The 25,716-nt window shown below is 38.3% G+C and carries 24 protein-coding genes and 1 tRNA gene; 15 read left to right on the top strand and 10 right to left on the bottom strand.

Annotation, left to right across the window (positions count from 1 at the left end; translation table 11 throughout):
* The first annotated feature begins 14 nt into the window (after positions 1-14).
* Genes TSIB_RS04385 through rpiA form a run of 3 tightly spaced genes read left to right on the top strand, consistent with a single transcriptional unit; the run spans position 15 to position 2,406 of the window.
* Positions 15-1,346, top strand: coding sequence for a pyridoxal-phosphate dependent enzyme (locus TSIB_RS04385; RefSeq protein WP_015849175.1), 1,332 nt, complete (start codon positions 15-17; stop codon positions 1,344-1,346).
* 49 nt (positions 1,347-1,395) lie between these two features.
* Entirely contained in the window at positions 1,396-1,719 is a 324-nt protein-coding gene (locus tag TSIB_RS04390) for a hypothetical protein (RefSeq protein ID WP_015849176.1), read from the top strand.
* Positions 1,720-1,722: 3 nt separating this feature from the next.
* Complete coding sequence (gene rpiA, locus TSIB_RS04395; RefSeq protein WP_015849177.1) at positions 1,723-2,406, top strand: ribose-5-phosphate isomerase RpiA; 684 nt, start codon at positions 1,723-1,725, stop codon at positions 2,404-2,406.
* A 27-nt stretch (positions 2,407-2,433) separates the two neighbouring features.
* On the opposite strand, the gene TSIB_RS04400 is transcribed toward rpiA, so the two are convergent.
* Positions 2,434-3,645: a transglutaminase-like domain-containing protein gene (locus TSIB_RS04400; protein ID WP_015849178.1), complete on the bottom strand. Its 1,212-nt coding sequence runs from the start codon at positions 3,643-3,645 to the stop codon at positions 2,434-2,436.
* A 232-nt stretch (positions 3,646-3,877) separates the two neighbouring features.
* On the opposite strand from TSIB_RS04400, the gene TSIB_RS04405 reads away from it, so the two are divergent.
* The 7 genes from TSIB_RS04405 (at position 3,878) to TSIB_RS04430 (ending at position 8,498) form a co-directional block, all read left to right on the top strand.
* Positions 3,878-3,965 (top strand) — tRNA-Leu (locus TSIB_RS04405).
* Positions 3,966-4,277: 312 nt separating this feature from the next.
* Entirely contained in the window at positions 4,278-4,871 is a 594-nt protein-coding gene (locus TSIB_RS10680) for a type 2 periplasmic-binding domain-containing protein (protein ID WP_266105274.1), read from the top strand.
* Positions 4,858-5,433 carry a TRAP transporter substrate-binding protein DctP gene (gene dctP / locus TSIB_RS10685; protein ID WP_052293223.1) on the top strand — a complete coding sequence of 192 codons (576 nt, stop codon included), beginning with the start codon at positions 4,858-4,860 and terminating at the stop codon, positions 5,431-5,433. Before TSIB_RS10680 ends, dctP begins: the two co-directional genes overlap by 14 nt.
* 21 nt (positions 5,434-5,454) lie before the next feature.
* Positions 5,455-5,937, top strand: coding sequence for a TRAP transporter small permease subunit (locus TSIB_RS04415; protein WP_148206163.1), 483 nt, complete (start codon positions 5,455-5,457; stop codon positions 5,935-5,937).
* A gap of 6 nt (positions 5,938-5,943) precedes the next feature.
* Positions 5,944-7,254, top strand: a complete 1,311-nt coding sequence (locus tag TSIB_RS04420; RefSeq protein ID WP_048160302.1) for a TRAP transporter large permease — start codon at positions 5,944-5,946, stop codon at positions 7,252-7,254.
* A 99-nt stretch (positions 7,255-7,353) separates the two neighbouring features.
* Positions 7,354-7,938 carry a hypothetical protein gene (locus tag TSIB_RS04425; RefSeq protein ID WP_015849183.1) on the top strand — a complete coding sequence of 195 codons (585 nt, stop codon included), beginning with the start codon at positions 7,354-7,356 and terminating at the stop codon, positions 7,936-7,938.
* On the top strand, positions 7,935-8,498 hold the full coding sequence (locus TSIB_RS04430) for an aldolase (protein ID WP_015849184.1): 564 nt from the start codon (positions 7,935-7,937) through the stop codon (positions 8,496-8,498). Before TSIB_RS04425 ends, TSIB_RS04430 begins: the two co-directional genes overlap by 4 nt.
* Position 8,499: 1 nt before the next feature.
* Here the strand turns inward: TSIB_RS04430 and TSIB_RS04435 are convergent, their stop codons facing one another.
* Together TSIB_RS04435 and cobO are read right to left on the bottom strand one after the other, a co-directional pair.
* Complete coding sequence (locus TSIB_RS04435) at positions 8,500-8,760, bottom strand: UPF0147 family protein (protein WP_048160303.1); 261 nt, start codon at positions 8,758-8,760, stop codon at positions 8,500-8,502.
* 89 nt (positions 8,761-8,849) lie between these two features.
* Complete coding sequence (gene cobO / locus TSIB_RS04440) at positions 8,850-9,389, bottom strand: cob(I)yrinic acid a,c-diamide adenosyltransferase (RefSeq protein WP_015849186.1); 540 nt, start codon at positions 9,387-9,389, stop codon at positions 8,850-8,852.
* Positions 9,390-9,512: 123 nt separating this feature from the next.
* Here cobO and TSIB_RS04445 point away from each other — a divergent pair, with 123 nt between their 5' ends.
* Together TSIB_RS04445 and TSIB_RS04450 are read left to right on the top strand one after the other, a co-directional pair.
* Positions 9,513-10,601 carry a DmpA family aminopeptidase gene (locus TSIB_RS04445; RefSeq protein ID WP_015849187.1) on the top strand — a complete coding sequence of 363 codons (1,089 nt, stop codon included), beginning with the start codon at positions 9,513-9,515 and terminating at the stop codon, positions 10,599-10,601.
* A 9-nt stretch (positions 10,602-10,610) separates the two neighbouring features.
* Positions 10,611-11,807, top strand: coding sequence for an aminotransferase class V-fold PLP-dependent enzyme (locus tag TSIB_RS04450; RefSeq protein ID WP_015849188.1), 1,197 nt, complete (start codon positions 10,611-10,613; stop codon positions 11,805-11,807).
* Here the strand turns inward: TSIB_RS04450 and TSIB_RS04455 are convergent.
* From TSIB_RS04455 to TSIB_RS04470, 4 genes are read right to left on the bottom strand one after another with little or no spacing between them, the layout of a single operon-like run.
* Positions 11,797-12,642 (bottom strand): TIM barrel protein, encoded by an 846-nt coding sequence (locus TSIB_RS04455; RefSeq protein ID WP_015849189.1) that lies wholly within the window; start codon positions 12,640-12,642, stop codon positions 11,797-11,799. The two genes, TSIB_RS04450 and TSIB_RS04455, sit on opposite strands and share 11 nt — an antisense overlap.
* A 54-nt stretch (positions 12,643-12,696) precedes the next feature.
* Entirely contained in the window at positions 12,697-13,758 is a 1,062-nt protein-coding gene (locus tag TSIB_RS04460) for a coiled-coil domain-containing protein (protein ID WP_015849190.1), read from the bottom strand.
* Positions 13,733-14,854 carry a DUF373 family protein gene (locus TSIB_RS04465; RefSeq protein WP_015849191.1) on the bottom strand — a complete coding sequence of 374 codons (1,122 nt, stop codon included), beginning with the start codon at positions 14,852-14,854 and terminating at the stop codon, positions 13,733-13,735. Before TSIB_RS04465 ends, TSIB_RS04460 begins: the two co-directional genes overlap by 26 nt.
* Before the next feature lie 13 nt (positions 14,855-14,867).
* Complete coding sequence (locus TSIB_RS04470; protein ID WP_015849192.1) at positions 14,868-15,056, bottom strand: thiamine-binding protein; 189 nt, start codon at positions 15,054-15,056, stop codon at positions 14,868-14,870.
* A gap of 213 nt (positions 15,057-15,269) precedes the next feature.
* Here TSIB_RS04470 and TSIB_RS04475 point away from each other — a divergent pair, with 213 nt between their 5' ends.
* Both TSIB_RS04475 and TSIB_RS04480 read left to right on the top strand, forming a co-directional pair.
* Positions 15,270-15,881 carry a TIGR00296 family protein gene (locus tag TSIB_RS04475; protein WP_048160304.1) on the top strand — a complete coding sequence of 204 codons (612 nt, stop codon included), beginning with the start codon at positions 15,270-15,272 and terminating at the stop codon, positions 15,879-15,881.
* Between the two features lie 123 nt (positions 15,882-16,004).
* Positions 16,005-17,072: a choice-of-anchor L domain-containing protein gene (locus tag TSIB_RS04480; protein WP_015849194.1), complete on the top strand. Its 1,068-nt coding sequence runs from the start codon at positions 16,005-16,007 to the stop codon at positions 17,070-17,072.
* Positions 17,073-17,076: 4 nt separating this feature from the next.
* Here the strand turns inward: TSIB_RS04480 and TSIB_RS04485 are convergent, their stop codons facing one another.
* Entirely contained in the window at positions 17,077-18,429 is a 1,353-nt protein-coding gene (locus tag TSIB_RS04485; RefSeq protein ID WP_015849195.1) for an RsmB/NOP family class I SAM-dependent RNA methyltransferase, read from the bottom strand.
* Positions 18,430-18,508: 79 nt separating this feature from the next.
* On the opposite strand from TSIB_RS04485, the gene TSIB_RS04490 reads away from it, so the two are divergent.
* Entirely contained in the window at positions 18,509-22,918 is a 4,410-nt protein-coding gene (locus TSIB_RS04490; RefSeq protein ID WP_015849196.1) for a DNA polymerase domain-containing protein, read from the top strand.
* Here the strand turns inward: TSIB_RS04490 and TSIB_RS04495 are convergent.
* Positions 22,908-23,480: a dephospho-CoA kinase gene (locus TSIB_RS04495; RefSeq protein WP_015849197.1), complete on the bottom strand. Its 573-nt coding sequence runs from the start codon at positions 23,478-23,480 to the stop codon at positions 22,908-22,910. The two genes, TSIB_RS04490 and TSIB_RS04495, sit on opposite strands and share 11 nt — an antisense overlap.
* 33 nt (positions 23,481-23,513) lie before the next feature.
* Entirely contained in the window at positions 23,514-25,688 is a 2,175-nt protein-coding gene (locus TSIB_RS04500; RefSeq protein ID WP_048160305.1) for an ATP-dependent DNA helicase, read from the bottom strand.
* Positions 25,689-25,716: the final 28 nt, after the last annotated feature.

Here is a 25,716-nt window from a genome sequence, read left to right on the forward strand (position 1 = left end):
ATTTGGTGAGTACCATGATAAAATGTGTTAAGTGTGGAAGAGAATATGACCACTTTTTTCCTCCTAGGTGCATATGTGGTGCACTTCTTGAGATCGGATATGATTATTCATCTGTAGATATTACTAAATGGAAAACTCGAGAAAGGGGGGTATGGAAATACAAGGAACTTTTGCCTCCAGTCAAAAAAGTAATCTCCCTCAAGGAAGGAGGGACGCCATTAGTCAGAGCAAAAATTGGTGAAAAGCTCGGTTTTGCAGTTTTTATTAAGGATGAAACTCGAAACCCTACTGGTTCATTTAGAGATAGATTGGCAACTGTAGGGGTTTCTTATGGTCTATCTCATGCTAACAATGGTTTTATTGTTGCGAGTGACGGGAACGCAGCGGCTTCTCTAGCTGCTTATGCAGCAAGGGCAAACAAAGAGGCCTTTGTTGTGGTCCCTAAAAAAGTGGATCGGGGAAAACTTATTCAGATGATTGCATTTGGCGCAAAGATCATAAAATATGGAGATAGTGTGGATGAGTGTATTGAATATGCATCAGAACTCTCCCGGCTAAATGGTCTATATGATATAACTCCGGAAAACAATATAATTGGACTTGAAGGGCAAAAAACTCTTGCCTTCGAATTGTGGGAGGACATCAATCCAACTCACGTCATTATTCCTACTGGGAGTGGGAGCAATTTATACAGTATATACAAAGGCTTTAAAGAACTTTTAGAGGTAGGGGCCATAGAAGAGCTTCCAAAATTGGTAGCAGTACAAACTGAAAATTGTTCTCCGATTGCATCAGAGATATTGGGTTTAACATCAAAAAAAGACTTCACAAAGGCCTTAGGCCTTTATGTCAAAGATCCTGTTAATAAGGAACTTGCAACAAATGCTGTGAAAGAAAGTGGAGGGACTGCAGTACTTGTCAGGGAAGAGGAGCTTGATCTTGGAGAAAAGGAGCTTGCAAAGGAGGGAGTCTTTGCTGAATATTCATCAGCAGTTGTTATTCCAGCTTTGTTGAAGTTGCATGAGGAGGGATATTTCGAGAAAGATGATAAAGTTGCATTGGTTGTAACAGGATCAGGTCTCAAAAGCTATTATGCGGAAGAAAAAGAACGTTTTTCAATAGGTGGAACAAAATTAAGTATCCTCCGCTTATTGAGAGGAAGGTCCATGTACGGTTATGAACTTTGGGAAAATCTAGAAAAGCCCATGAAATACCAAGCAGTTTATCAGCATATAAGAGAGCTTGAAAGTCTCGAGTTGATAGAAGAAGCTTATAAACGTGGTAGAAGAACATACTACAAACTCACTGAAAAGGGACAAAGATTACTTGAAAACTTTGAGGGATAATGGAAAGTATTTTAAATGAATCTTTAAAGTAAGTTTTAGGTGGTAGAAGGTGAACGCTGAAAATAAAATGTCAATCATATTTTATGGAATCGGTGCATTAGCAGGAGTGATTAGTGGCATTTTATCTACTCAGGCTCCAATGGGCTACGTTGCCGGTTTGTTAGTCTATTTAATCTCACCCAAGGTAGTTATGGCCGTTGTTAAAGACCTTCCCGAAGAACTTAAAAATGATAGGGTTCTCCTGAGAAAAGGTATATGGGGCTTCCTTTTGTTCTGGTTGTACTTCACACTGTTTAGTTATAACTTAATACTCCAACCAGAGCCAAAATTTTACTCAAATCAATCACTACTCTACAACATAACGAAGGGATGATGGATGGAAGAGCTGAAAAAACTAGCTGCAAAAGAGGCTTTGCGATATATAGATGATGACATGATCATTGGTTTAGGTACGGGATCAACTACTGCCTACTTCATTCAGATGTTAGGAAAGAAGCTGATGACTGAAGAACTTGAAGACGTTTATGGGATCCCCACTTCTCATCAATCTAGACTTTTGGCCCTTGAAAGTGGTATTCCGGTCGTAACCCTTGATGAGGTTGATGCAATAGACATTGCTGTTGATGGAGCTGATGAAGTTGATCCGCATCTTAACCTGATTAAAGGAAGAGGAGCAGCATTAACAATGGAGAAGATTATTGAGTATAGGGCCGGGACTTTCATAGTTCTTGTTGATGAGAGCAAATTAGTGGAGTATCTCGGCCAAAGAGTACCGGTGCCAATTGAAGTGATCCCCGCCGCTTGGAGGGCCATCAAAGAAGAGTTAGAAGTTTTTAACGCAACGGCTGAGCTTAGAATGGGAGTTAAAAAAGATGGCCCGGTGATTACAGATAACGGGAATTTTATTCTCGATGCGAAATTCATAAAAATTGAAGATCCTCTGGACATGGAAATTGAGCTCAACAATATTCCCGGGGTTGTGGAAAACGGGATCTTTGCAGATATTGCTGATATTATTCTGGTAGGCACAAAAGAGGGTGTCAAAAAGTTAGAGAGATAAATTCTTTAAATAAACTAAATAAAGAATTTAACTTTCTATTCTTTCTGCCAAGTTCAGCACGATTCTAAGTGTATTTTGATCCCTCTCCACTCGGATCCATAAGCGGTTAAATTCGGATAAATCTTTGACAACTTTCGGGTTTTCTGTGAATCTTCTGTAAAAATACTTCACAAATTCTCTGTGAAATGTGAGGGTATAATAATCAATGAAATTAGGCAGTTCAAGCTTCCAAGTGCTTCTATTTGCATAACCATATGGAAGATGGACTTTTTTATCAATATCGGAGATGTAGAAATCCTTGCTTAGATTTGGGTAATTTTCGAGAAATAATTCCATCAGATCGTTTGCCATTACTGCCAGATTTGCTGATGTGAAGTCATAATTTCTATTCTTGAAGTCTTCAGCAGGCATTATTCCAATTATCTTTATTGTGAGGCTTTCACCGCTTTTCTGTATTTCATACACTGTAGCATTTGAAATGAGCAGTTTTTCTTCCCTATAAAGGGCCCATTTGTTGTAATATGTGCCCAGGTCCATGGGGGGCAAATTTTGATCCAAAAGGAAGTATTCGTCATCGATTTTAATTGCTGCTGTCACGTGTTTTGTATTTGAATTTTCGAAGCTAATTTCAAATGCATATACTAGGGAATAGTCCATTTCTAGCATTAGAGCTAGCGTTAAGATTGTGTAATCTGTACATATTCCTTTCCCTTTTTTGATAGTCTCATATGGGGTCTGGATTTCTGTTCCTTCTCCTCCTGTAATCCCGATAATAGTTCCATTTTCAGAAATTTGTATTGTTGGAGCTGGGAGGGAGGCTTTGTAACTGTCATATTCGATGTTATTTTGAAGCCATTCTAGAATGTTCCACACACTTTCCTGTATAGTTTGCCCTTTTAACTCTATTGCAAGATAGGAGATCTTTGTTAGTTCATTTGAACTTAATCCATATTTTAGGGCTTCTTTGAATATGTATCTCCAAGTACTGGGGCGGGTACTCTCGGGTAAAGAAGTAGTAGTTTCTATAGCAGTTGTAATGGTAGTGGTGCTTGTGGTTTCTGTAGTAGTTTGGAATGGTGTGGTGGTAGTGGGAGAAGGTTTTGAGGTTGTTGAGGTTGGCAGCAGCTCTTTTGTCTCATCTTTTGTTCTAGTTGTAAAGTACCATGCACTGAAAGAGAGAAGAATCAATAGGATAAATAATCCTGCTATGAGTTTTATTTTTGAAGTATCCTCAGACAAAGTGGTTGCCCCCTTTATTATTCATCTTATGGTGTTAGGTATTCTTTTTATTTAACAATTTTGTATAGTGTTATGAAAAATGAAATATTCTGTCTCCTTAGCTCTATTAAAACCACCATCTTAGAGGGAAAATAAGCTAAAGGTTAGAAGTTTTTATATAAAACACATGATTATGAGACCATAATCTTTTTAAAACCAGTGAAATGTATAAAAAATGAACCCCATAAAACGTGCGGGGGTTGCCGAGCCTGGTCAAAGGCGGTGGACTCAAGATCCACTCCCGTAGGGGTTCAGGGGTTCAAATCCCCTCCCCCGCACCAGAAAAATTTCCATCCTTCTTCTAGGTCATTCAAAGCCGTTTGTCATATTTACAATATTCAGATATTTATGGAATATTTTCGAGTCATTGAAAAATTTAAAGAGAATTTTTTCAAAAATATATTGGGGTTTTAATATGTTACCTATTTTTTAAACTTAAATTCAATTTATCTTGATTTTTACCAAATAGTGATGCCACATTAAATACTTTGCAAAAATACTGATAATTTCTTAAAATAGGCAGGATTCAATCTTGTCATTATGGCAACTTAAAATGGAAAAAGAGTTAAATAATCAGTAACTCCCACAATATGATGAAAAATCCATTGGAGGTTTTAAATATGTGGCAAAAACTTGATTTTAGAAAAAGTTTTGTGCTAGGGATGATTGCTTTGGTAGTTTTGTCTTTTGTGGCAGGATGTATTGGAGGAGAAACCCAAACTCCAGGAGCCCAAACTAGCGCCCCTGCAGAGACTTATGAACTTAAAATGGCCACTTTTTATCTAGCCGGTGATCCAGGATTTGAAATAGCCCAACATTTTGCTGATGAAGTTGAGAAAATGTCAAATGGTAGAATAAAAATTGAAGTCTATCAAGCGGGAGAACTTGGTTTCCCAGTAACTGAGATCGTAGATTCAACAGCTAATGGCGTAGTTGATATAGCAATATTTTACAGCAGCTACTTGGCTTCTCAAGATCCAGTATTAGCTCTTGCTGGAGGTAAGCCAGGGCCTATTTCAAACCCATACGAACTCTTCTACCAAGTCAAAACCGTTGAAGACTTGATTCAAAAGAGCTTTGAGAAGTTTGGCGTGGTTTATATCGGTCCTATGATATATGGAGAGCCAGAAATCCTTGTTTCTCGAGTTCCAATCAACAGATTGAGCGATTTAAATGGTAAAATATAAAATATTAAGATCTTCCGGTCTAGCTGCAGTGTTTTACAACACCCTTGGCGCTCAGGCTATGATGATGGCTTCTGGAGAACTTTACCAAGCCCTCCAACTTGGGACAATAGATGGTCTCGAGTGGACAGATTATACTGCTGACTATAAGATGGGGTTCCATGAAGTTGCAAAATACGTTTTAGAGCCTACTCCTGGTGTTAACCTGCACAGTGAAGCTGCAGTACATGCATTCTTGATTGTAAACCCTGATTTGTGGAACAAACTCCCAGATGATCTTAAAGAAATCATTAAAGTGGCGAGCAGGGAAAGTTATCTCTGGGGTAGCCACTATGTTAACACGTTAAACAGAGAATACAGACAAAAGTGGATTGAGGCTGGAGCAACACTCGTCAAATTGCCACCTGAAGACAATCAAAAGATAATTGAAACAGCAATACAACTTCACGTAGAGTATGCTAAAAAGAGTCCAGAAGCTCAAGAATATATTAGCAGACTTGTTAAGGTCTGGAGAGACCTAGGTCATGATGAGTGGGCTGATGCATTGGAAGCTGCTTTAGGATAAGCCCGGAAGGGGTGACTAATCTTGGACCCAATAAGTAAATTTAATTCCAAACTTTCTTTTTTTATTATGTATGCTACTCTACTCATAACCCTCGTCGTGGTGTATGAAGTAAGCACAAGGTATTTCCTCAATATGGCAGATTCTCGTGCAATATTTGTTTCAGTATGGCTTTATGGAATACTCTTCACATTAGGCGGAGCATATACTTTGCGGGAAGGGGGCCACGTTTCAGTGGACATAGTTTATAGAAAGGTGCCAGAAAAAGTTAGGAAAGTGCTTGATGTCGTGGACATTGGGATAGTTACACTTACGGGAATAATCTTGATTCTAGTAGGAACACCAATTGCTTGGAGATCTTTCATGATCAGAGAAGTGGATTCTAGCTTGGGGATAGTTTTTGCACCACCTATATGGTGGTTTAAGTGGATTGCAGTAATATCTGTGGTTCTAATAACACTTCAGACTATTCCGATGATGTTAGAAAAGACCAGACAATGGAGGTGAGTTAACATGGCTAGTACCCTCATGCCATTTGTAATGTTTATATTCCTCTTTGGGCTCATATTGTTAAATATACCTGTTGCTTTTGCACTGTTCTTCACTTCGATAGTATTTGGATTGATCTTCTGGGGTTGGAATGGTTTATATGTCACCTTTCAGGGTATATGGAGTTTAATGAATAACTGGGCGCTTGTGGCCTTACCTCTGTTTGTTTTCATGTCTGCAGTTCTTGAGAAAAGTGGGATAGCAGATGAGTTGTTTACTACCTTCTACAAGCTTTTGGGTAGAATCAGAGGATCTTTAGCTGTAATAGCAATCATTTTGGGATATACAATTGGAGCGATGTCAGGAGTGATAGCAGCGGCAATAGCCAGTTTGGCACTAATTATATACCCTCTTATGGTTAAGCATGGATATGATAAGAAACTTGCCATAGGTTCAATACTGGCAGCTGGTACATTACCCCAAGTTGTACCTCCAAGCTTTAACATGATCGTTTATGGTTCTGTGGCTGGAGTATCTGTAGGAAAACTTTTCGCTGGAGGGCTTGGAGTAGGTACGGTAATGGCCATAGTGTTTAGCATCTATGTACTCGTATGGAGCCACTTAAACAAAGATAAAGTACCAGTATTCGAGGCGGGAAAAATCTCCCTTGGAGAGAAAATAGCTTCACTTAAATATCTTATCGGGCCTCTTACAATAATATTTGGTGTTTTAGGCTCGATATTTACAGGAATAGCAACACCAACAGAAGCCTCCGGTGTTGGAGCGTTTTTAAGTTTAGTCTATGTCCTCCTGAGAGGGAAACTAACCAAAAAGGTCTTAGATGAAGCTTTGGTAGTCACTTTAAAAGTAACTTCAATGGCCTGTTGGATAATGGCGGGTGGTTCAGCATTTAGTTCAGTTTTTAGTGGGATCGGTGGGAAGAAATTGGTGGTTGATCTCCTAATGTCCCTCCCAGCGGCGAAAATCACAGTGCTAATATTTTCATTAGCTCTAATATTCTTCCTCGGCATGTTTGTAGACCCGGTTTCTATCATCATGATCATGACTCCAATATTAACTCCAGCAGTCACAGGGTTAGGTTATGATCCATTGTGGTGGGGTGTGGCTTTTACATCAATGCTTTTGGTTTCATACCTAACCCCTCCAGTAGGACTTGGTTTGTATTACTTTAAAGGAGCTATTGACGAGGTTTCAATGGATGATATCTATCGTGCAGTGCTACCATTCATTGTGTTACAAGTTATAGCAATAGTCATCATAATCCTAGAGCCGGACATAGTGCTTTGGTTTATAAGAGTTTTATTTAGAAGTTAGTTCAATGCTCTTTTATTTCAATTTTTTTCTGTTCTCTTAGCACCACAACTTAATAACAAAGGCTAAAAAGGGAGAGATCTACTTTTTAAGGGTGGCGGAATGATAATTTACGAACCGGTGATGCTTGCAATTCCTCTTGCAGAAAAAATTAAAGATTATATCCTCAAAACTAAAGAAATGCCTAGGGTAGATGAGTTAAAAGAAATACTAAGAGAGTTAAACCTTAAAAATCTCTATTTAGACCGAGGTTTTGCTTTGTATAGGTCCAAACATGTTTTCGCCCTTCTTATATCTTTCAAGGAGTACATAACTATTGACATAATCTCTTCAAGTGGGGACTTAAGCGATGCTATGGAAATCATGATTTATCATGACAAAACCCTTGATTCGTATATTGTTGAAATAGTTCCTGTGAATGAGCTTGAATTTGAAGGAAATATAGGGATTGAACCTGTAATAATTGATGCTAAGACATTCGAATTAAAAAGCAACCCTGTTTTGGGACATTTTGAGAAGGGGAATGGAGAAGTTTTTCTTGTAATAGATGAAAGTACGTATAAAAAATGGGAGGAAAGCAATAAAACGGATCATTGTCCTATTTGCGGAGCAAAAGAGTTGACATGGCATGAAAAAGTGGCTTATTGTGATTCCTGTGGGTTTGGAGTAAAGGTGGTGAAAGAATGAGCAAACTTGTAAAGGATATGCTTGTTAAATACTCAAAATTGGCCCATGAGCGAGGGCTTACTGCGGCTTTTGGGGGAAACTTCAGTATTTTATTCAATGGAAAGATATTCATAAAGTCCACGGGCTCCATAATGAATGAGCTCACTAGAACTCAAATTGCAATGATGGATTTTGAAGGTAATTCTTTAAGCTCTATAAGGCCATCTTCTGAATGGAAACTCCATGTGGAAGTATACAAGCTGAGGAAGGATATTAGAGCAATTGCTCACTTGCACCCTCCTTATTCTATAGTGGTCTCAACCTTACTCGAAGAGGAACTTCCGATAATAACGCCTGAAGCTGAGGTATATCTGAAGAAGATACCAATAGTCCCGTTTAAACCTGCAGGGAGCTGGGAATTAGCTAGAGAAACAGCAAAATATCTAGAGGCTTATGATGCAGTTATTATGGAGAATCACGGGGTAGTGACTGTAGGAAAAAGTTTGAGAGAGGCATATTATAAAACAGAATTAGTAGAAGAAAGTGCAAAGCTATGGTATCTAAAAGAAAAAGGCATTTGAATTACTTAACCTGTTCTAAAGCCCCTAGGACTTCCCATATTATTGTTCTTGTGTGCATTGGCATATTAGGATCTTCGCTAATTTCTTCAAGAATGACAATCGCATCAGCAGCTCTTACAGTCGGATCCTTGCTAGTATCCATTAAACTTTCTATGGCCCTTTCAGCGGCCCTTCTTATATTTCTGGGGACGATAGTATCTTGAACAACTTGTTCCTTCAGAACTTGGATAATTTGTTGAATCCTCACTTCTACGTCGCTCATTTTCTCCACCTCCAATTTAATAAGAATCAGTAACTAAAATCTTTCCGAGAATATATTGAATCTTGACTATTAAAACCTTTTCGGTGTTTTTAGTATTCAATACCTTTTCTAGCCAATATACCCTTTTGATATGGATGTTTGACTTCTTTCATCAATGTTACATAGTCTGCAAGTTCAAAAAGTTCTTCAGGACAGTAGCGCCCTGTTAAAACAACTTCTGTGTATGGGGATTTCTCTTTTAAGATTGCTTTAACATCTTCAACATCTATCATTCCAAATCCTAATGCTACACATATCTCATCAAGGATTACAAGGTCCCATTCTCCATTTTTAACGATCTCTCTGGTTCTTTCCAAGGCCTTTCTAGCGACTTTGATCTCCTCAGGATCTGGTTTTTTGTGGACAAATTTTGGCAATCCATAAGACTCTACTACTATCCCGCACTCTTGGGCTTTCTTTTGTTCTCCGTAAACATTAGGCGACTTTAGGAACTGAATCATGATGACTTTGCCGCCGTTACCCAGCATTCTTAATCCTAAACCCAAAGCAGCGGTTGTTTTCCCTTTTCCATTACCAGTGTAGATGTGGATCATACCCAACTTCTCTTTCCAACCTTCTATTTTAGTCACCAGCTGAGAATTTCCCTAGAAGGTACTTATATTTTTCTTTTGAAAACTCGCCCTTAGGGTGGGAAGACAGTTGTTGTGGAATAGTTTTTATTTTGATCCAACCAACTATTTTTGGTGCAAATTATGAAGGCCCCTGACCTTGGTATTAAGCTTGGCGTTTTTAGGCATGGAAAGAAGAACTCAATTGCCGATGTGAAAGGAGTAAAAGTTGGACATGTAAGTCTAATCAAAGGGGAAGGAAAGCTTATACCCGGCAAAGGCCCGGTAAGGACTGGAGTAACAGCTATACTTCCTCATGAAGGGAACATATACAAAGAAAAACTGTTAGCAAGTGTCTTTGTCATGAATGGTTATGCAAAGCCGATTGGGCTAATCCAGGTTAGAGAGCTTGGAACTCTAGAGACTCCAATAATCCTTACCAATACACTTGCCGTTGGCACTGCTACAGATGCTCTTATAGAATACATGCTTGACCAAAATGAAGATATCGGAGTTTCCACAGGTTCTGTTAACCCAGTGGTTATGGAGTGTAATGATTCATATCTAAACGATATTAGAGGAAAACATGTGAAAAAAGAGCATATTTTTGAGGCACTCAAGAACGCCAAAGCGGATTTTGATGAAGGTGCTGTTGGAGCTGGAACAGGAATGAGTGCTTTTGAGTTCAAAGGCGGAATTGGTTCTTCTTCAAGGATAGTGGATATAGAAGGAAGGAAATATACCATTGGTGCTCTTGTTTTAAGCAACTTTGGCAAGAGGGAAGATTTGACAATAGCTGGAGTTCCAGCAGGTCTAGAGTTAAGAAACTGGCCGGGAAAAGGTGGAGAAGGAAAGGGAAGTATAATAATAGTCATTGCTACAGATGTTCCTTTAACAGCAAGACAGCTTTACAGAGTTGCCAAAAGGGGAGCCATAGGACTGGCCAGAACTGGGGGTTATGCATATAATGGAAGTGGGGATATAATTTTTGCCTTCTCAACTGCTCAGAGAATAAAACATTACCAGAAAGAAATTATTGACATAAAAAGCACTCCTGATGATGTTTTGTCCCCTCTTTTCAAAGCAACTGCTGAAACCGTTGAGGAGGCGATAATCAATTCTCTCCTCCAGGCAAAGGCGATGACGGGGAGAGATAATCACATTCGCTATGCTTTACCAAAGGAGGACTTATTGAAGATAATGAAGAAATATGGAAGATTAGAGAAAGGTTGAGGTGGAAAAATGAATGTTAAACATTTGTTCCCTGGCTTAAGGAACTTTAGGGCATATCTAAACACTGCAAGTGCAGGATTTCTGCCACTAACAGCCCTTAAACGAAGCATGGATTTTCTATCATATCTTACAGATTTTAGAGAAGGTGTTGATTCAGTGGATTTTCTGGACAAAGAAATCATGGAAAACGTCCTTGATGAAGGAAAAAGACTCCTACGTACGAAGAGAGAAAACCTAACGCTAACGATTCAAACGACGGAAGGTTTAAGGAGGTTACTTCTTTCCATAGAACCGAAGAAAAGTATGAATATTATCTCCTTTGACATGGAATTTCCTTCTCTCTCTTGTCTTTTAAAAAGTTATGCCCAACGATACAATCTTGAACTTAGAGTCATCAAGAACAGAAATGGCTGGTACTATCTTGAAGACATGGAAAAGCTAGTAGATGATAATACCTTTGCGATAATCGGAAGCAGTGTTCAATGGATCTCCGGCCAGAGGATGAATCTGAGAGAGCTCTCCAGAATTGCTCATGAACATGGAGCTTGGGTTATAGTTGATGCTGTGCAGCATCTGGGAAACCTGACCCTCTATCCGGAGAAGGAGGGTGTTGACGCCGTGATTGCAGGAGGAGAAAAGTGGCTCTTAAATCCCTCCGTAGGCTCTGGACTTATGTACGTTTCAAATGCTCTCATAGAAGAAGCCTCCCCAATAGCAGGTTTGTTAAACATGAAATCCCCAGTGGGAGAATGGTCTTCATGGTGGGGCATGCCCGAGAAAGATCCGTGGGGCAACTTTGACTTTAGAAATGATGCTAGAAAACTTGATTTTGGAGGTGGGCCACCGTATCTTCTTGCCACTACGTTGTGGGGAGCTTTGGAGGTTATAAATGAAATCGGCATTGAAAAAATTGAGAGACACAACACTAACCTTGCAGGAAGAATCAAAGATGAGATCTTGGCCCTTGGCCTGGAAATTATAGGCGGAGAAGACTGGGAGAAGTCAGCAATAATAACAATCAAAACCGGTTTAAGTTACGAAAAAGAAGAGGAGATTTACAAGAGGATTCTTGCAGAAGGAATAAAAGTCAGTCATAGAGGTGCGTTAGGACATTATGGGATAAGGGTATCACCGCACTTGTACAACGAAATGAAAGATATTGAAATATTTTTAGAATTCCTTGTGAACTCTCTTTCTAGACTTTAATTTTTTCATATTTTCTCTTCATGAGTATGGCGTCTCCTTCTATATTTGGACTTTCACTTATTACGACACCTTTGACCTTGAACTCCTTAAGAACTCTCAGAAGGTCTTTCCATTTCATATCACTTTCTTGAAGGTTTAAGTGATTCTTTTCTCCTTTATCAGAGTATTCTATGCCGCTTATGTGTATATGCATATTATTCAAAGCATCCCGGCCTAATCCCTCTTCGAGTAATGAAAGCATTTCCCTCCATTCCTCTGTGCTGTTGTACTTCCCTTTATTTCTAGCATGGCAGTGTGCAAAGTCTATTGCTGGCAAGACTTGTTCTACTTCTTGACTTATCCGTATAAGTTCGTTTAGACTTCCAAATTGAGTTGGTTTTCCAGTAAGTTCTGGCCGAATCCACACATTGACCCCTTTATCCTGTAAGGTTTTTACGATATCTCTTATCTCACTTTTTATTGTGTCGTAAACTTTAGAGGGCTCTTGCTTAAGGTAATATCCCGCATGGAATACCACACTCCATCCTCCAGCTTCATGAAGCCGTTCGGCACTTTGAATTATTCTATTTTTACTTGCTTCTCTCTTAGCTTTCTCAGTTGCATTTAGATTGATATAATATGGTGCATGTGCTGTTAGAAGAATGTCGTTTTTTTGGGCCACATATTTAATTTTTTTTGCCATCTCCGGTTTTAGATTTACTCCTCTAACAAATTCTAGTTCCATAGCATCCAATCCAAGCTTTTTAACTTGTTCTATCCCTGTGAGGGTGGAGGGTTTGGGGGTTGAGATTGGAATTCCCGCAGTTCCAAACCTCAAACGATCAACCTTTTTCATACTTACCACCTGAATTAGGTCTACCTAAAAATATAAAAAGTTTGAGCCTAACACTTAATATTCTATCTTCTCTCCAATAATTTCTTCGAGTTCTAAAAGACTCTCTTCGAGTTGCTTTTCTATTTTTTGTAATTCTTCTTTAAGAGATTTTATTTTCTCCTCTTTTTTGTTTATTTTCTGCCTTAGTTTTTCTATTGATTTGTGGAGAGACTCTTCCTCAGTCTTGAAACGAGATAATTCTATCTCAACTCCTGCCAACTGTCTCTTAAGCTCTTTAAGTTTTTGAGTCTTTGTGGGAATGTTCTTTCTTGTCCATTCAATAGTATTTTGATACTTTTTATCTAGCTTATCACTGATTTCCTCAAGAAGTTCCAGAAATTCATGAGGGTGTTCAAGAGCATAAGCACTATCTTTTAAAAACTCTCTTGCACGATTATCTGGCAATCTCATCCTTTTTATTGGTTTTTGGAGTTTGGAGACCTTAGAACGTAGGTTAAGCTCTTCTCTTGAAATTTCTTTTTTGAGCTTTCTTTCATTTTCTTGTAAAGCAATGAATTCAGAAGATTCTTCTAGCTTCTTTTTCCTTTCATTAAGTTCACTTAGCATTTCAACAAGGTCTTTTAGTTTCTGCTCCTCTTCGTTTATATGCTTTTTGAAATCTTGGATTTCCTTTAATAGTTTTTCTGCCATGATTTCTTTGGGTTGTAATTTTTCGATTTCTGAAACATAATTGGCATATTCGTTAGACAAGCTCTTTAAGAGGTTGTTTATTTTGTAAACATCTTTTTCGAATGTTAGAAGCAGGTGTCTGCCATGAGCAACGTGTAGTCGAGATATTTCAGGTAATATTTTTTCTACATCTTCGATGTCTTTTATTTTTCCAACCATATTTTGAAGAGCCCTGACATAAGTTTCTCTCTCCATTTTTACGATTCTCGCAAGTCTAGGATCCACTTTTTTTGGGATTTCTTTTTCTTTGAGTTCCTGTAATAACTTTAAAATATCTAAAATCATGTGCTCTACCCTTTTTGTATACTCTTGTGAGAGTTTTGCCATTTCTTTTTTGGATCTCTTTTGTATTTCTTCATATTTATGCAGTGCTTCCCTCAGCTTCAACTTTTCCCCATCCTCTTACTTTATCTCTTAAGTACATTCCCACTAGCGTTGCAAGTGCTATATCTCCAAAAGCAATTATACCTTTTCTAAGAAATTCCATGGAGTAAAAAGATACTATGGAGAGAGCATAGAGAGTGGTAACATCAATAGTAACCCAAAGTGCTGGAAGAAGGAGAAGCCCGCTTATGTAATACCATATGCGGTGATCTCTTCTTAAATAAGAATGAATAACCTTGCCAATCATTAACACTCCCAAAGCTGCAACAAATGATGTGTTTATACCATTTAAAAATATTACAACCCCTAAAAGCTCTGTGCCTGGGTATCTCCCGATTAGTTCTAGTGCTATACTCTCTAAGTTCAGATAGGCATTCACCGCCCCAGCAAAAAGAACGAATAGTGCAGCTACTATGGACACAAATTGTATGAATCCCTCGGTAAAGAAATGGCTTAAAACTTCTTTTACTTTAAATGCCTTTACGAAGAAGTAAGCGCCTATAAGGAATAGAATAACACCAGTAACTGTGGATGAAATAATAGTAACACTCTGCTGGTACTTTATGGAGAGCAGTCTTGCTATACCGTAGATGAGAAGTATCATTCCTGGCAACCCAAAGAATATTTTAGCAGCTTCTGGATCACTTAAAATCTCTTTTAAATAACGATAAATTATGTAATACGTTGTTTCTATACTTTCGCTCTGTTTCACAACAATCCTTTTTGTACTTATAATAGGAACTTTTGAAGTGATTATTGGAAAAATTTGCTCGTCTTCAGCTCCATCTGTAACAGGTATTATACCATCAGCCGGAAATTGAGCAAGGACTTTTTCCAATTGCTTGTTTAATTCTAAGTCACTTTTAACTCCCACTTCCGGGTGGCCCGTGATGAGGGCTACCTCTATATCATCAAATTCCGCGCGCTTTTTAAGTTCATCATATAATTTCACAGCAGCATAGAGAACATTGGCATCACTATCTTCGGGATCAGCTAAACTCAGCTTTAGTGCTGCATCCACACAAGCATCCCTACCAATAATTGGGCCTTTAACCCCAGCTTTCTTGCCAAAGTCATCATCTCTATCAATGGCGAGCACTAATGCCTTAATCTTAATCCCCCCAAATTTTTTCAAAAACTGATTTGAATTTGTTTTTCATATCTCTATCTTTATTCCTTTTGTTATCAATTCTTATTGTTGCACTCAATCTTTTTGCATCTACTCTAAACATTAGTTCATGGGGTTCTTTTATTATTTTAAAGCCTTCACCCAAACTGGTAGCTTCGATGAGTGTTCTCATGATAATCAATTAATGTTTTACTTTTTTCTCCTCTAAAAACTTTACTACGTGAATAGCATATCTACTCAAGCTTTCCTCTTCCAATGTAATTATGACGGCTTTACTATGATGTTTATATTCGACACCTGGCTAAATTATGCTCGACAATTTTTTTAAGCTTAACGGTGGAAAAACCTTATTTGTTGTTAGACGAAACTATTCTTGGTGAGACTTATGTATAAGATAAAAGATGAATGGGGAGTATTCTTAATAAAACTAGCTAGAACAGCAATAGAAGAATATTTAAAAAATGGTAAAGAGCTTGAACCCCCTCAAGATACTCCACCAGACCTCTGGGAGAAAATGGGAGTATTCGTTACATTAAACCGATATAACGTGCCTCCTCAACAAGCATTAAGGGGATGTATTGGATTCCCCTACCCAATTTACCCATTGGTTATAGCAACAATAAAAGCAGCAATCTATGCTGCTGTAGATGATCCACGCTTTCCTCCACTCAGTATTGAAGAGCTGAACAAGATCACGATTGAGGTCAGTGTTCTAACCCCTCCTGAACCTGTGGAAGGCCCTCCCGACGAGAGGCCCAATAAGATAAAAGTGGGGAGGGATGGATTAATCGTTAAAAAAGGGATTTATAGTGGGCTCCTCTTACCACAAGTTCCTATTGAGTGGAACTGGGATGAAGAAGAATTTTTAAGTGAAACCTGCTGGAAAGCTGGTTTATCACCTGACTGTTGGTTGGATGAAGACACAGAGGTCTATCGATTCACTGCTGAAATTTTTGAAGAGGAACATCCCAATGGTTCGATAAAACGAAAGCTTTAGCTACATTATTTCTCCCATTTTTCTCAATTTGGGATTTATAAAGAAAATCTGGATTTCTAAGGGGTAATGACCCATCACCTAAATACTCTAAGATTCTATGTAAATTAATAGAATACATAGAAGGTGTTGATATTGAAAAAATTAATAACTCTAGGGATTGTATTTTTGTTTTTGGCTAGTTTAGGAAGTTTTGCAGTTAGTTCTCCTGCGTCCAGAGATTCAAAACAAGAAGCCCTTGCTATTTTAACCGAAGATTCTAAAGACGCGCTTATAAGTGCTACTTTTGAAGGAGGGGATGGGCAAGTTTATATATCTACTGTTGAGGCTATAGGATTTCCAACAGATGGGGACTCTTATGTGATTTTAAGTTCAGGGATTGCTAGTGAGGCTGTAGATGGAAGTATCGGATCAACGGGAGGAATCTCAATCTCTAATGGACATCCAGTGTTTGGAACCGAAATAAACGATGTTGCAACTTTAACAATTAAACTAAAAGTTCCCACTAATGCCAAAACTTTGTCCTTTAAGTGGCTTTTTGGTTCAAATGAGATTCCAGAGTATGTGGACGAATATAGAGACCTCTTTAGAGCATATGCAATCTTGCCAGATGGTTCTACTAAAGATATGGCTCTTTTGCCTAATGGGAATATACTGTATGTGGGGGATAGAATTCAGAACTATACGGCTTCAGATCAAAATGTTAGTATTAATGAGGTTACATCGGCATATACGGCAACTTTGGATGTGAGCAAGTATAGAGGAAAAGAAATAACCCTTATATTCCAAATAGCTGATGAAAGGGACGATAGTGTCGATACTTTTGCGTTTATTGACGAGTTAAAATTTGTCAGAGAAAGCAGGGAAAAGGCTGATAGAAGAAGCTACATAATGATGATCCAGATTTGGAGCAAGTATTTTTTCAATGAATATGACCAGTTCGCAGCTCTTTATGCAAAAGCCGAAGAAATTGGAGTTAGCAATGAAACCTTAGAAAAGGCCTTGGAATTGCATCTTAATGCAACTGAACAGATACTTTATGCTTGGCATACCGATGATCTTGAGAGTATACGGATAAAGATTTGGAAACAATACGTCCCGCTACCTAGAGTCTATGCCATAAGACGTGCTTACCTATATGAAAGGGATGCAATAGAGCTACTAATGAGTGCTATCGAAGAAATAGAATCTTGATCTTTTATCTTTTCAATTTTGCAATGAAAAAGCTATTGCAATCGTGTAAATGGGTAAAGCTTCTGAAAACCATCTCTCCAATCTCAGTGAATCCCCGTTCCCCCCAGCTGAATGGATAAGTAACTAGGTCGAATCCTACTTTTTCTAATGCATACTTTACATTCTCCTCGTTTTCATCAATTCTTATTGAACATGTCGAGTAAGTCATTTCCCCTTCATCTCTCAGGTTCTTATAGGCATTTCTAATCATCGCTTTTTGTACTTGGATAACCTTCTTTATTTTCTCTTTGTTAAATCGCCATTTTACTTCAGGGAACTGCCTGTAGGTCCCAGAAGAAGAACATGGGGCATCAAGAATTATTTTATCGAATTTTCTCATATCTTTGAACTTCATGCCATCAGCATGCACGAGTTTGACATTTTTTACACCTAGAATTTTCATTTTAGTCTCCATTTTTCGAAGTCTTTCAAGAGAATAATCCACAGCAATTATCTCTCCAGTGTTTTCCATCAATTGTGCGACATGAAATGTTTTACTACCTGGAGCTGCAGCTAAATCAAGAACTCTTTCTCCTTTTTCAGGAGAAAGGACATGAGCAACATAAGCACTCGCTAAATCTTGTATTACAAAATATCCTTCTTTATACCCTTCGAGATGAGTGATTGGGGTTTTATATTCCAAAACTTTTAAAATATCATCGACTGGAGTTCTAGTAACTCTGACTCCATGTTCTTCTAAATAGTCTGATAAAGAATCTATATCAGTTTTCAATGGATTTACTCTTATATAGTACCTTTGGGGTTTGTTGTTGCTTAGTAAAAGCCTCAATCCCTCTTCATACCCCAAAAGATCTATCACATATTCCACATACCAACGAGGATGTGAGAATTTTATACTTAGATACTCTATTTTGTCCCTCTCTCTTAGAGCCTCGAGGGCTTTTCCAACATCAAAACTTTCCACGTCCCTCAGAACAGCGTTGATAAACTTTGCCCTACTCAAATCGTATTTATCTTTTACGGCTCTCACTATTGAATCTGTAGCTATTGCGGGGACTACTCCTTTGAACTTCATTTCAAATATTCCGATTCTAAGGAGGTTAGCCAGATAAGGATCGAGTTCCTCTATCTTGATTCCCTTGAGAACTGAATTTCCAATAAAGTCTATTTTTCTTTTCCATTTTTCAATTTCAAAGATGTAAGCATGAGCTAGACCTCTTGCCCTCTCCCTATCTTTACCCCTAACTCGCTTGAAAGTTCTTTCTAGCGCATTTTTTGAGGAAAGTTCTCTCTCTTCTATAAGGCTTAAGATATCAGCAATCAATTCATGAAAGTTTATTTTGTAAAATAATTCCATGGTCGTGGATTTGATAGCAGGTTTAAAAATTTGGCGGAAATTTTATTTAATTTGAGTTCGAATTTATATTGGTGAGTTTATGATATTGGGTGCTGATTATATAACCAAAGATGGTAAGCCAATAGTCCGAATTTTTAAAAAAGAAAATGGAGAGTTTAAAATAGAGCTGGACCCTCATTTTCAGCCCTATATTTACGCTCTTCTGTCTGAAGATTCTGCAATTGATGAGATCAAACAAATAAAAGGAGAGAGACATGGAAAAACTGTAAGGATAGTTGATGCAGTAAAAGTGGAGAAAAAATTCCTAAAAAAGCCGGTTAAAGTATGGAAATTGATATTAGAACACCCGCAAGATGTACCGGCAATTAGAAACAAAATACGTGAACATCCCGCTGTCCAGGATATTTATGAATATGATATTCCTTTTGCAAAGCGATATTTAATAGACAACGGACTAATTCCTATGGAAGGCGACGAAGAGCTTAAAATGCTCGCTTTTGACATAGAGACATTTTATCACGAGGGTGACGAGTTTGGAAAAGGAGAAATAATAATGATAAGCTATGCCGATGAGGAAGGAGCAAGAGTTATTACCTGGAAGAATATTGATCTCCCATACGTAGATGTTGTCTCTAATGAGAGAGAAATGATAAAACGCTTTATTCAAATAATCAAAGAAAAGGATCCTGATGTGATTATAACTTATAATGGGGATAACTTTGATCTTCCTTATCTCATAAAAAGAGCAGAAAAATTGGGTCTCCGTTTAATTTTGAGTAGAGATAACGAGAATCCAGTGCCTAAAATACAAAGAATGGGAAATAGTTTTGCTGTAGAAATCAAAGGGAGAATACACTTCGATCTTTTCCCGGTAGTGAAAAGAGCAGTAAATCTTCCCACTTATACGCTTGAAGCAGTTTATGAAACGGTTTTAGGAAAACATAAGAGCAAGCTTGGAGCAGAAGAAATAGCCGCCATCTGGGAAACTGAGGAAGGTCTGAAAAAATTGGCCCAATATTCAATGGAAGATGCAAAAGCAACTTATGAACTTGGAAGAGAGTTTTTCCCCATGGAAGTAGAGTTGGCAAAGCTTATAGGACAAAGCGTTTGGGATGTATCCCGCTCAAGCACAGGAAACCTTGTAGAATGGTATATGTTAAGGGTAGCTTATGAGAGGAATGAACTTGCTCCAAATAGGCCCAGTGATGAAGAATATAAAAGACGTTTGAGGACAACATATCTCGGAGGTTACGTTAAAGAGCCAGAACGGGGTTTATGGGAGAATATTATTTATCTAGATTTTCGTAGCTTGTACCCTTCAATAATAGTCACACACAATGTCTCCCCGGACACTCTAGAAAGAAAAGGCTGTCAAAACTATGATGTTGCTCCGATAGTGGGGTACAAATTTTGTAAAGACTTCTCTGGATTTATTCCTTCTATACTGGAAGACCTCATAGAAACAAGACAGAAAATAAAAAAAGAAATGAAATCTACAATTGATCCAATAAAGAAAAAAATGCTCGATTATAGACAAAGGGCAGTTAAATTACTTGCAAATAGCATTTTGCCCAATGAATGGTTGCCAATAATCGAAAATGAAGAAATAAAATTCGTAAAAATTGGCGAGTTTATAGATCGCTACATGGAAGAACAGAAGGACAGAGTTAGAACAGTGGACAATACTGAAGTTCTCGAAGTGGATAACCTGTTTGCATTGTCACTCAATAGAGAAAGCAAAGAGAGCGAAGTCAAAAAAGTCAGGGCCCTCATAAGACATAAGTATAGAGGAAAAGTTTACGCGATTGGTCTTAATTCTGGTAGGAAAATCACCGTAACTGGTGGCCATAGCTTGTTCACAATTAGGAAGGGAGAAATAAGGGAAGTCTCCGGGGCAGAGATAAAAGCAGGCGACCTTATTGTAGTACCTAAAAAAGTCAAGCTCAATGAAAAAGAAGTAACCATTAACATTCCGGAGTTAATTTTACGATTACCTGATGAAGCTACAGCTGATATCGTTATGACAATTCCGGTTAAGGGGAGAAAGAACTTCTTTAAAGGCATGTTAAGAACTTTAAGGTGGATCTTTGGAGAAGAAAGTAAAAGAATTAGAACATTTAACCGGTATCTGTTCCATCTTGAGAAACTCGGTTTTGTTAAACTACTGCCTCGTGGATATGAAGTCACCGACTGGGAAGGGCTAAAAATATATAAGCAACTTTACGAGAAGCTCGTAGAAAGCCTTAGATACAATGGAAACAAGAGAGAGTATTTGGTGATGTTCAACGATATCAAAGATGTCATATCTTCTTTCCCCCAAAAGGAGCTCGAAGAATGGAAAATTGGAACGCTTAATGGCTTTAGAATGGATTGTATTCTCAAAATCGATGAGAATTTCGGAAAACTCTTAGGTTACTATGTCAGTGAAGGCTATGCAGGAGCACAGAAAAACAAAACGGATGGGATTAGCTACTCAGTAAAGCTCTATAATGAAAATCCCAACATCCTTGGAGATATGAAAAATGCTGCGGAGAGGTTTTTTGGTAAAGTTAGAGTTGGCAAGAACTGTGTGAGTATATCAAAAAAGATGGCATACTTGCTTATGAAATGTCTCTGTGGAGTAACAGCCGAAAACAAAAGAATTCCTCCTATTATATTCAACTCCCCTGAACCTATACGGTGGGCATTCTTGGAAGCATATTTTGCAGGTGATGGTGATGTCCATCCATCAAAAAGGCTTAGGTTGTCCACAAAAAGCGAACTCCTTGCAAATCAGCTTATATTTTTCTTGAATTCCTTGGGAGTTTCATCTGTAAAAATTGGTTTTGACAGTGGGGTTTATAGAGTTTACATAAACGAGGACCTGCAATTCCTAAGAACTTCGAGGGAGAAAAACACATACTATTCTAACCTGATTCCCAAAGAAATCCTTGAAGAGATATTTGGAAGAAAATTCCAAAGGAACATAACGTTTGAGAAATTTAAAGAGTTTGTTGACTCTGGAAAATTAGATAAAAGAAAAGCTAAGCTCTTGGATTTTGTCCTCAATGGAGATATTGTCCTTGACAGAGTAAAAAACGTTAAAAAAAGAGAATATGAAGGATACGTCTATGACCTAAGCGTTGAAGGCAATGAAAACTTTCTTGTTGGTTTTGGATTGCTCTATGCACACAACAGCTATTACGGCTATATGGGTTACCCCAAGGCGAGATGGTACTCAAAGGAATGCGCTGAAAGCGTTACCGCATGGGGAAGGCACTATATAGAAATGACTATAAGAGAAATAGAGGAGAAATTTGGCTTTAAGGTGCTATATGCGGACAGCGTTACGAGCGATACAGAGATTATCGTTAAGAGGAACGGAAGAGTTGAGTTCGTTCCGATTGAAAAGCTCTTTGAACGCGTCGATTACAGGCTTGGGGAAAAAGAATACTGCATTCTTGAGAGTGTTGAAGCACTGACACTCGACAACAGAGGTAGGCTCGTCTGGAAAAAAGTCCCATACGTTATGAGGCACAAGGCGAAAAAGAAGGTCTACCGCATCTGGATTACCAACTCATGGTATATTGACGTTACTGAGGATCACTCTCTTATAGTGGCTGAGGATGGTCTAAAGGAAGCCAAACCAATAGAAATCGAAGGCAAGAGCCTAATAGCGACCAAAGATGACCTTTCAGGGGTAGAATATATCAAGCCTCGTACCCTCGAGGAAATACCCTATGACGGGTACGTTTACGACATCGAAGTGGAAGAAACCCACAGGTTCTTCGCAAATGGGATACTTGTCCACAACACTGATGGATTTTATGCCACAATACCGGGAGCAGATCCTGAAACAATCAAAAAGAAAGCTAAGGAATTCTTAAACTACATAAACTCCAAACTTCCCGGCCTGCTTGAGCTTGAGTATGAGGGCTTTTACTTGAGAGGATTCTTCGTCACAAAGAAACGCTATGCAGTTATAGATGAAGAAGAGAAAATCACCACAAGGGGTCTTGAAGTCGTTAGACGGGATTGGAGTGAAATAGCTAAAGAGACTCAGGCAAGAGTATTAGAAGCAATTCTAAGAGAAGGAAGTGTAGAAAAGGCTGTTGAGATAGTTAAAGAAGTTGTTGAAGCTATAACCAAATATAAGGTGCCTCTTGAGAAGTTAATCATTCATGAACAGATAACAAGAGAATTGAGAGATTACAAAGCTGTAGGGCCGCACGTAGCTATAGCAAAGAGACTTGCTGCAAAAGGAATAAAGATAAAGCCTGGAACCATCATAAGTTATATCGTTCTTAGAGGAAGCGGAAAAATAAGTGATAGGGTTGTTTTGCTCACTGAGTATGACCCTAGAAAGCATAAATATGATCCAGATTACTACATTGAAAATCAAGTTCTTCCCGCAGTTTTAAGAATTCTTGAAGCTTTTGGATACAGGAAAGAAGATTTAAAATATCAGAGTTCAAAGCAAACTGGATTGGAATCTTGGCTCAAAAAGTGAAGTACTTCTTTTTTATTCCTAATCTCTCCGCTAACCTTTCTATTTTCCTCCGATATTGAGTTAGGTGGCTTTCATTAACTATTAGATAGTCTGCTAGTGCAATCACATTGCCCAGTCCAAATTTGAGCTCTTTCCAATCCCTAGCTTCAAATTCACTCCAACTCTTTGGATCATCACTCCTGCCTCTCTTGCTGAGCCTTTCAAATCTCTTTTGGGGTGAAGAGTGAACGGCTATTATTATGACCTTTTCTTCTGGAAAAGCATCTTTAAATGCTTGGATCTCGTCTAATGATCGTACACCTTCTATTATAACGGCTTCATGTGTTTTTAAGAGCTCTCTAACTTTTGGTATTGCAAGCTTTGCAACTGCATTGTCACCAAGTTCCTGTCGTAACTGGATGCTTACGCTGTTCATACCTTCCGGGGTTCTTGGAACTCCCCTTCTGTCAGCTTCTTCTCTTACAATGTCTCCCATAGAAACATGTGGAATTCCATATTTTCCAAATATCCTCACTATTTGCCCCTTCCCTGAGCCTGGCATTCCAACAACACAGATTATCATTAACCACACCTCACTAAAGTTATTACTATTTAATTATTTGAAAAACTCATCCAAGGTCCCTTTTTTTACTTTTTTCTTTTTCTCATTCGTTGGGAGTTCCACTCCAAAGTGTTGATAAATCTTCTCTATCACTCCAATACCAATTCCTTCCACTTTGAGGAGCTCACTTGCTTTTGCTCTAACAATATCGTCTATTCCCTTAAATCCAGCGTTATATAGAGCCCTGGCCCTTTTTCTTCCTATCATGGGTAGGGTAATGAGCTCTAGTAGTTCCTCTCTTACTCCATGCTTGACTCTTATGTGTAGCTTCTTTAGAAAGTCAAGAACTTCTGGTTTTGGATCAAACAGTTTGTAAAGCTCTATTAGGGAGTACATAAGCCAGTCCACAAGCTCTAGGATTCTATAAAGATCTCCTGTGTCAATTTCATAAGTTTCTAAAATTTTCACATCATTTACTTCGTTAATCCAGTCAAGGAGAAGTTTCGCGGTTTTCGTTTCCCCTAAGAACTTCTCAAATTTATAGTCTTCCCAGTAAGGAATATTTTGGTATAAATATTCTTCCATCTCATATGCATAATCTAAAAGATCTTCCTGTTCTTTTCTCTTTACCCTTAATGAACTCATATCAGGTGTTGATGCCAAAAGTTGGAAAATGCCTAAAGGATTTGGATTCTTTTCGAGCTTTTCAAATGCATCTTTAAATTTCTTAGCTGTTACTGGGTCGAGATAAAGTTGGGAAGTTCTGATCCCGAGGGGAAGTGGCATGAACTGATCATTTAAATCAATATCTATAAACTCATTTTCAAAAAGAAAGTAAACAATACTTTTTGCTTTTCCTTCGAGAGCTTCCAGGTTTTTTCTTTGGTGATAATAAAATGTTCGTTCCAAGAAATTTACAAGTTCTTTAAAATTACCAACTCCAAAGTTCGTTATCAACGCAAGCACCTGGCTTCTAAAGGAAGCTTCATTCGAAAGCATTGAGAACAGTTTTTCTGGCTTGCCTAATACATAACGCTTCATTAAATCTTCAGGTTTTTCTGTTTTTGCAATTATTATTGCCTGGCCCTCTATATCATATTTGGGCCTTCCTGCTCTTCCCATCATTTGTTGGATCTCCAAGACAGGAATATCCACCCACCCAAAGTTGGAGTATCTCTTTGTGTCCCGTATAATAACGCGATATGCAGGAAGATTCACACCAGCACTCAAGGTTGGAGTTGCCGTAATTACCTTGATGAGACCTTCTCTAAAAGCATCCTCTATTATCGACCTTTCTGTTCTTCCTAAACCAGCATGGTGAAATGCCACTCCTTTTGTCAATGCCTCTTTGAGTTTTTGATTGGTGGGTGTGGTATCCAATCCATCTGCAAGTTGCTTTAGCTTTCTTTCCTCAGGTTTAGTCAAAAATCTTTGAATCTTTCCTGCTAAGAGAAGGGCCTCTTTTTCAGCACTTCGACGGGTATTTACAAATACAAGTGCTTGCTTACCCTTTTTCAAGGCGTCAATAACTAAAGAGTCCCATTGAGTTGGAAACCTCTCTATGCTTCCATCTTCCCAAAAGAGTTCTCCATGATAGAAAACACCTTTTCTCAAAGCTACGGGCCTCCATTCACTCATAACTAAGTCTGCATTTAACCATTCTGCAACTTCTTCTGCATTTCCAACAGTTGCACTTAAACCTAAAATTTGTGCTTTATCGTCCAAATGAGCAAGAATCATTTCAAGAGTTGCACCTCTATCATATGATCCCAAAAGATGAATCTCATCAGCAATCACGAGATTAATGTCTTTTATCCACGGTGATTTGTGTCGTAAAAGGGAATCAAATTTCTCTGATGTGGCTATGATAATATCGTATTTTCCAAGCCACTCTTCAGTACTATCATAATCTCCAGTTGTCATGGCAATTCTAATACCTAATTTTTCCCAGAACTTGAATTCTTTATATTTTTCTTCTGCAAGGGCCTTCAATGGAACAAGGTATACTGTTTTCCCACCTTCCCGAAGAATTTTATTGATCATTACTATCTCCGCTACGAGAGTTTTTCCAGAAGCTGTAGGAATTGCTAAGACAAGATTTTTTCCTTTAAGCACTTCAGTTTTCAGAGCATCTGCTTGCGGAGGGTATAATTCCTCTATGCCCCTCTCACGTAATAGGCGTAATATTCTTTCATCTACTCCGAGTGATTTGAGTTCATCCACTTTCATACTCATCACCATGCCTAAGAGAAAAGCG

The sequence above is a fragment of the Thermococcus sibiricus MM 739 genome (assembly GCF_000022545.1).
Lineage (GTDB): Archaea > Methanobacteriota_B > Thermococci > Thermococcales > Thermococcaceae > Thermococcus_A > Thermococcus_A sibiricus.

What these genes read in the sequence shown, in the direction of transcription:
- TSIB_RS04500 (WP_048160305.1), bottom strand. Translation starts at nt 25,688, where the DNA reads ATGAAAGTGGATGAACTCAAATCACTCGGAGTAGATGAAAGAATATTA.
- TSIB_RS04430 (WP_015849184.1), top strand. Translation starts at nt 7,935, where the DNA reads ATGAGCAAACTTGTAAAGGATATGCTTGTTAAATACTCAAAATTGGCC.
- TSIB_RS04425 (WP_015849183.1), top strand. Translation starts at nt 7,354, where the DNA reads ATGATAATTTACGAACCGGTGATGCTTGCAATTCCTCTTGCAGAAAAA.
- TSIB_RS04445 (WP_015849187.1), top strand. Translation starts at nt 9,513, where the DNA reads ATGAAGGCCCCTGACCTTGGTATTAAGCTTGGCGTTTTTAGGCATGGA.
- dctP (WP_052293223.1), top strand. Translation starts at nt 4,858, where the DNA reads ATGGTAAAATATAAAATATTAAGATCTTCCGGTCTAGCTGCAGTGTTT.
- TSIB_RS04490 (WP_015849196.1), top strand. Translation starts at nt 18,509, where the DNA reads ATGATATTGGGTGCTGATTATATAACCAAAGATGGTAAGCCAATAGTC.
- rpiA (WP_015849177.1), top strand. Translation starts at nt 1,723, where the DNA reads ATGGAAGAGCTGAAAAAACTAGCTGCAAAAGAGGCTTTGCGATATATA.
- TSIB_RS04385 (WP_015849175.1), top strand. Translation starts at nt 15, where the DNA reads ATGATAAAATGTGTTAAGTGTGGAAGAGAATATGACCACTTTTTTCCT.
- TSIB_RS04475 (WP_048160304.1), top strand. Translation starts at nt 15,270, where the DNA reads ATGTATAAGATAAAAGATGAATGGGGAGTATTCTTAATAAAACTAGCT.
- TSIB_RS04495 (WP_015849197.1), bottom strand. Translation starts at nt 23,480, where the DNA reads ATGATAATCTGTGTTGTTGGAATGCCAGGCTCAGGGAAGGGGCAAATA.
- TSIB_RS04435 (WP_048160303.1), bottom strand. Translation starts at nt 8,760, where the DNA reads ATGAGCGACGTAGAAGTGAGGATTCAACAAATTATCCAAGTTCTGAAG.
- TSIB_RS04455 (WP_015849189.1), bottom strand. Translation starts at nt 12,642, where the DNA reads ATGAAAAAGGTTGATCGTTTGAGGTTTGGAACTGCGGGAATTCCAATC.
- TSIB_RS04420 (WP_048160302.1), top strand. Translation starts at nt 5,944, where the DNA reads ATGGCTAGTACCCTCATGCCATTTGTAATGTTTATATTCCTCTTTGGG.
- TSIB_RS04485 (WP_015849195.1), bottom strand. Translation starts at nt 18,429, where the DNA reads ATGGAATTATTTTACAAAATAAACTTTCATGAATTGATTGCTGATATC.
- TSIB_RS04470 (WP_015849192.1), bottom strand. Translation starts at nt 15,056, where the DNA reads ATGAGAACACTCATCGAAGCTACCAGTTTGGGTGAAGGCTTTAAAATA.
- TSIB_RS04450 (WP_015849188.1), top strand. Translation starts at nt 10,611, where the DNA reads ATGAATGTTAAACATTTGTTCCCTGGCTTAAGGAACTTTAGGGCATAT.
- TSIB_RS10680 (WP_266105274.1), top strand. Translation starts at nt 4,278, where the DNA reads ATGAAAAATCCATTGGAGGTTTTAAATATGTGGCAAAAACTTGATTTT.